Source organism: Candidatus Streptomyces philanthi, from assembly GCF_059553635.1.
The window spans coordinates 1-5,118 of the sequence record NZ_JCANQV010000363.1; the positions used below are offsets into that span (position 1 = coordinate 1).

Annotated in this window: 6 protein-coding genes; 4 read left to right on the forward strand and 2 right to left on the reverse strand. The window is 73.3% G+C overall.

The window, feature by feature from the left end; all coding sequences use genetic code 11:
- Window positions 1-1,038, forward strand: a 1,038-nt coding sequence (locus AC51EU_RS26835; protein WP_496269670.1) for a metallopeptidase TldD-related protein, incomplete at its 5' end; no start/stop codon positions are given.
- Window positions 1,039-1,173: 135 nt separating this feature from the next.
- Window positions 1,174-2,577, forward strand: a complete 1,404-nt coding sequence (gene tyrS, locus AC51EU_RS26840; protein WP_496269671.1) for a tyrosine--tRNA ligase — start codon at window positions 1,174-1,176, stop codon at window positions 2,575-2,577.
- A gap of 63 nt (window positions 2,578-2,640) precedes the next feature.
- On the opposite strand, the gene AC51EU_RS26845 is transcribed toward tyrS, so the two are convergent.
- Complete coding sequence (locus AC51EU_RS26845) at window positions 2,641-2,919, reverse strand: GlsB/YeaQ/YmgE family stress response membrane protein (protein WP_496269672.1); 279 nt, start codon at window positions 2,917-2,919, stop codon at window positions 2,641-2,643.
- Between the two features lie 189 nt (window positions 2,920-3,108).
- Here AC51EU_RS26845 and AC51EU_RS26850 point away from each other — a divergent pair, with 189 nt between their 5' ends.
- Together AC51EU_RS26850 and AC51EU_RS26855 are read left to right on the forward strand one after the other, a co-directional pair.
- The gene (locus AC51EU_RS26850) at window positions 3,109-3,483 is read left to right on the forward strand and encodes a DUF3099 domain-containing protein (RefSeq protein ID WP_496269673.1); all 375 of its coding nucleotides are present in this window, start codon (window positions 3,109-3,111) and stop codon (window positions 3,481-3,483) included.
- Between the two features lie 206 nt (window positions 3,484-3,689).
- On the forward strand, window positions 3,690-3,935 hold the full coding sequence (locus AC51EU_RS26855; protein ID WP_496269674.1) for a hypothetical protein: 246 nt from the start codon (window positions 3,690-3,692) through the stop codon (window positions 3,933-3,935).
- 27 nt (window positions 3,936-3,962) lie between these two features.
- On the opposite strand, the gene moaA is transcribed toward AC51EU_RS26855, so the two are convergent.
- Window positions 3,963-4,952, reverse strand: a complete 990-nt coding sequence (moaA, locus tag AC51EU_RS26860; protein WP_496269675.1) for a GTP 3',8-cyclase MoaA — start codon at window positions 4,950-4,952, stop codon at window positions 3,963-3,965.
- Between the last annotated feature and the right edge of the window lie 166 nt (window positions 4,953-5,118).

Genomic DNA, 5,118 nt, shown 5'->3' on the forward strand with positions numbered 1-5,118 from the left:
GCGGACTTCGCCCCGGCGCTGGGCGAGGCGTTCCGGCGGGCCCGGTCCGGCGGGCGGGAGCTGTACGGCTTCGCCCGGCACGAGATGGTCTCCACGTACCTGGGCACCTCGGCGGGGCTGCGGCTGCGGCACGACCAGCCCACCGGGACGCTGGAGCTCAACGCCAAGTCGCCGGACCACACCCGTTCGGCGTGGGCGGGCCGGGCGACGCGGGACTTCACCGACACCGACCCGCTGGCGCTGGACGCCGAGCTGGCCGGGCGCCTGGCCTGGGCCGGGCGGCGGATCGCGCTGCCGGCCGGCCGTTACGAGACGCTGCTGCCGCCGACCGCCGTCGCCGATCTGCTGATCTACCAGCTGTGGTCGGCGTCGGCGCGGGACGCGGCGGAGGGCCGTACGGTCTTCTCCCGGCCGGGCGGCGGCGAGGGGGCGGCCACCCGGATCGGCGAGCGGCTGGCACAGCTGCCGCTGACGCTGCGCAGTGACCCGGCGGCGCCGGGGCTGGAGTGCGCGCCGTTCGTGGTGGCGCACTCCTCCGGCGACGATCTGTCGGTCTTCGACAACGGGCTGCCGCTCCCCGCCACGGACTGGATCCGCGACGGGGTGCTGCGCCGGCTGGTGAGCAGCCGGCACACCGCGGCGCTGACCGGGCTGCCGCTCGCGCCCGGAGGCGGCAACCTCCTGCTGGAGGGGGGCGGTCCGCGTTCGCTCGACGAGATGGTGGCGGCGAGCGGCCACGACGGTCCGGCGCTGCTGCTGACCTGCCTGTGGTACATCCGCGAGGTCGATCCGGCGACGCTGCTGCTGACCGGGCTGACCCGGGACGGGGTCTATCTCGTCGAGCGCGGCGAGGTGGTCGGCGAGGTCAACAACTTCCGGTTCAACGAGTCGCCGGTGGATCTGCTGGGGCGTGCGGTGGAGGCGGGGCGTACCGAGCGGACCCTGCCGCGGGAGTGGAACGACGACTTCACCCGGGCGGCGATGCCCCCGCTGCGGATCCCGGACTTCCACATGAGTTCGGTCAGTCCCGGGGTGTGAGGGCCCCGCGGGCCGTCCCCCGGGGCGCCGGGTGCCGGGGACGGCCCGCGGGCGCGGCGGCGGGGCGAAAGGGGGAGGCGAATAGAATGGGGGCTTGTCCTCCCGTTTCGGGAACCACGATCGATCAGGAACGCCATGACACGCCTCGGCGAATCCGTCGCCCGCGCCACCACGCTGCTCTCCACCGACCTCTCCTCGGACGCCACCGTCCAGGAGCTGCTGCGGGAGACGGGCGCACGGCGCTATCTCGATCTGACGGACCTGTCCGCCAAGGAGCAGGCCGCGCTGATCGCGGCGCGTACGGTCGAGGTGCTGCCGGGCGTCGAGCAGCTCGCCGAGCGGATCGAGGAGCGGCGGGCCGCGGGCAAGGGCCTGCACATCAAGCTCGGCATCGACCCGACGGCGACCGATGTCCACCTCGGGCACGCCGTACCGCTGATCATCCTCAGCCGTTTCCAGCGGCTGGGCCACGACGTGACGCTGATCATCGGTGACTTCACCGCGAAGATCGGCGACCCCTCGGGCCGTACCGCCGAGCGTCCGCCGCTGACGGACGAGGACATCGCGCACAACCTGGCCACCTACCGTGAGCAGGTCCGCCCGTTCTTCGACTTCGACAAGGTGAGCTTCCGGCAGAACAGCGAGTGGCTGGCGCCGTACACCTTCCCGGAGCTGCTGGGGCTGCTGTCCCAGGTGCCGGTCTCCCAGCTGCTCCAGCGGGAGGACTTCCGCAACCGCCTGGCGGCGGGCTCCGGCCTGACGATGACGGAGCTGCTGTACCCGATCGCGCAGGGCCTGGACTCGGTCGCGCTGGAGTGCGACGTGGAGGTGGGCGGCTCCGACCAGCTGCTGAACTTCCAGATGGGCCGCAAGCTCATGGAGCTCAAGGGGCAGCGCCCGCAGCTGGTCGTCACGATGCCGCTGATCGAGGGCACGGACGGCACCGGCGTGAAGATGTCCAAGTCGAAGGGGAACTACGTCGGTCTCTCGGCGCCCGCCGACGATGTCTTCGGCAAGATCATGTCGGTGCCGGACCGGCTGATGGAGCCGTACCTCAAGGCATGGACGGAGTGGACGGACGAGGAGATCGCGCTCGTCCTGGGCCGGGTCGCCGACCGCTCGCTGCACCCGATGGACCTGAAGAAGATCCTCGCGGGTGAGGTGGTGACGGCGCTGTACGGCCTGGAGGCCGCGATGGCGGCGCGCGCCGGGTTCACCGCGCAGTTCTCCAGGAAGTCGTTCACCGACGTGGCCTCGCTGCCGGTCGTCGACGTCGCCGCGCACGGCGGCGAGACGGTCGCCGCGGTGCTGACGACGGTGCTGGAGTTCGCGGCCAGCGCGTCGGCGGCCCGCCGGCTGGCCAAGCAGAACGCGCTCCGGCTCGTCGTGGAGGGCGCCGACGGCCAGCACACCACCGTGCTCGCCGAGGCCGACGTGGTGCGGCCGCTGGGCGAGGTGCTGGCCGGGCAGCCGGCCGGCGCCGAGGGCACGGTGTACCTCAAGGCCGGACGGAAGCTGGCGCGCCTCGACGGGCGCTGACCCCGTCGGTTCCCGGGCCGGCCGGTGCGCGCGTCCGCGCGCGGCGGCCGGCCCGGTCCCGTTTCAGGCGGGGTGTCCACGGCGGCCGCGGACGGCGGTCCACAGCCGGCTGCCGAGGGCGACGACGATCACCGCGCAGACCAGCTGGAGCAGATGGCGGATCCAGTCGATGCCCCGGGTCTCGTGCACCCCGAGCCCCATGGCCAGCCAGTTCCCCAGGGCCGCGCCGATCATGCCGAAGATCACGGTCAGCCAGAGGGGGATGTGCTGCTTGCCGGGGATGACGGCCTTGGCGATCAGCCCGAGGATCAGGCCCACGATGATGGCCCACAACCAACTCATGTCGCCTCCTCCCGCGGCGGTCCGGGGACGGCGCCGCCGTCCGGCCAGTGTCGCCCGGCGGCCGCCGCCCCGCATGCCGGGGGCGCGCCAAGGGCCGCCCCGGTCTCGATCCCGCTGCCGCCCCGGCGTACCGTGGAAGCGGGCCGGAGCGGGGCTGTTCCGGCACGACCGAGCAGGTGAGGGAACGTGATGCGGAAGCAGCGCGGGGGCCAGACCTTCCGGATCACCGGGGCCCGGCAGGGCCTCACGGAAGACGTGCGGGGCCGGCAGCGACGCTATGTGATCTCGATGTCCGTACGGACGGTGGCGGTGGTCCTCACGGCCGTCCTGTGGAACGTCGAGCGGCCGTTCGCGATCGCGACGCTGGTGCTGGGGGTGGCGCTCCCCTACATCGCGGTCGTCGTCGCCAACGCGGGCCGGGAGAACGCCCCTTCGCTGCCGTCGACCTTCGTCACACCCAGGACCCGGCCCATGCTGGAGGACGGCGGGGGCCACGACGGGCCGGAGGCCGCGCCGGAGCCGGTGCGACCGGACGCGGCGGACCAACAGGGCCGTCGCAGTTGAACATTGCACGGCCTGCGGGCCGAGGAAAACCTCGGATCAATCATGTGGTTTCGGTGCACCGGGGCGGGGTGCCCGTGACATACTGCGTACGCGCTCCGCATCCCCCGTCGGAGCGACGGACTGACGCCGGGCGGCTCCCCCCGTGGCTGCCCGGCGTCGCTGTGCCCGCACGCGGTCCGGGGCGCGCGGCGACGTAGGGTGGGCCCGTGAACTCCCCGAACGTCCCCGGCTCCGACGGCGGCGCCGTCATCTGCTCGGCGAAGGGCTGCCGCGCCGCCGCGGTGTGGGTGCTGGCCTGGAACAACCCGAAGCTGCACACGCCCGAGCGCCGTAAGACCTGGCTCGCCTGCGACGAGCACCGCGAGCACCTCTCCGCGTTCCTCGGTGTGCGCGGCTTCCTCAAGGACGTCGTCCCGCTCGCCGAGTGGGAGGCCGCGGGCGAAGGCCGCTGACCCGGGGGCCGCTCCCGGCCGTGGCGGTCAGCCGCCGATCGCCGACATGGGGCGCGCGGGCTGGAGGAACGCGGGGTCGTCGAGCCCCGAGCCGGCCTTCTTGCCCCGCATGGCCCGCTCCCAGATCCGGATGATCTCCGTGTCCGGGGCGCCGGAACGCAGCGCCGTGCGCAGGTCCGTCTCCTCGGTGGCGAACAGGCAGCTGCGTATCTGCCCGTCGGCGGTGAGCCGGGTGCGGTCGCAGGCGCGGCAGAACGGGCGGGTGACCGAGGCGATGACGCCGACGCGGTGCGGGCCGCCGTCGACGAGCCAGCGTTCGGCGGGCGCGGAGCCGCGTGCGGCCGCGTTCTCGGGGGTCAGGGTGAAGCGGGTGCGCAGCGAGGCGAGGATGTCTCCCGCGGTGATCATGCCGTCGCGCTGCCAGCCGTGCTGGGCGTCGAGCGGCATCTGCTCGATGAAGCGGAGTTCGTAGCCGTGCTCCATGGCCCAGGAGAGGAGGTCGGGAGCCTCGTCGTCGTTGAGGCCGGGCATCAGGACGGTGTTGACCTTGACCGGGGTGAGTCCGGTGGCGCGGGCCGCCTCCAGTCCGCTCAGCACATCGCTGTGGCGCTTGCGCCGGGTGAGGGCCTGGAAGACGTCGGGGCGCAGGGTGTCGAGGGAGACGTTGACGCGGTCCAGTCCGGCGGCGCGCAGGGCGCCGGCGGTGCGCGCCAGCCCGATGCCGTTGGTGGTCAGGGAGATCCGGGGGCGGGGTGTGAGGGCGGCGACGCGTTCGACGATGCCGGTGAGGCCGGGGCGGAGCAGGGGTTCGCCGCCGGTGAAGCGGACCTCGTCGACGCCGAGTTCGGTGACGGCGATACGGACGAGGCGGACGATCTCGTCGTCGGTGAGCAGCTCGGGCTTGGCCAGCCAGTGCAGCCCTTCCTCGGGCATGCAGTACGTGCAACGGAGGTTGCAGCGGTCGGTGAGCGAAACCCGCAGGTCGGTGGCCACACGACCGTAGGTGTCGGTGAGCATGCGGCGCCCTTTCCCGGTCCGGATCGGTTCTCTTCGAGCCTACGCGATGGGGGTGACGGCGAGCAGGTGCGCGGGGCACGGGGGCGGGGCCCGGCGGGCACCATGGCCGGAGCGGGGCGCCACCGCGGGGCGGCCGGTTCGTTGGGCCCGGTGTGATGTCGCCGCC

Excerpts from the sequence above, each read along its gene's own strand:
- tyrS (WP_496269671.1), top strand. The coding sequence starts at position 1,174 with ATGACACGCCTCGGCGAATCCGTCGCCCGCGCCACCACGCTGCTCTCC.
- AC51EU_RS26845 (WP_496269672.1), bottom strand. The coding sequence starts at position 2,919 with ATGAGTTGGTTGTGGGCCATCATCGTGGGCCTGATCCTCGGGCTGATC.
- AC51EU_RS26850 (WP_496269673.1), top strand. The coding sequence starts at position 3,109 with ATGCGGAAGCAGCGCGGGGGCCAGACCTTCCGGATCACCGGGGCCCGG.
- moaA (WP_496269675.1), bottom strand. The coding sequence starts at position 4,952 with ATGCTCACCGACACCTACGGTCGTGTGGCCACCGACCTGCGGGTTTCG.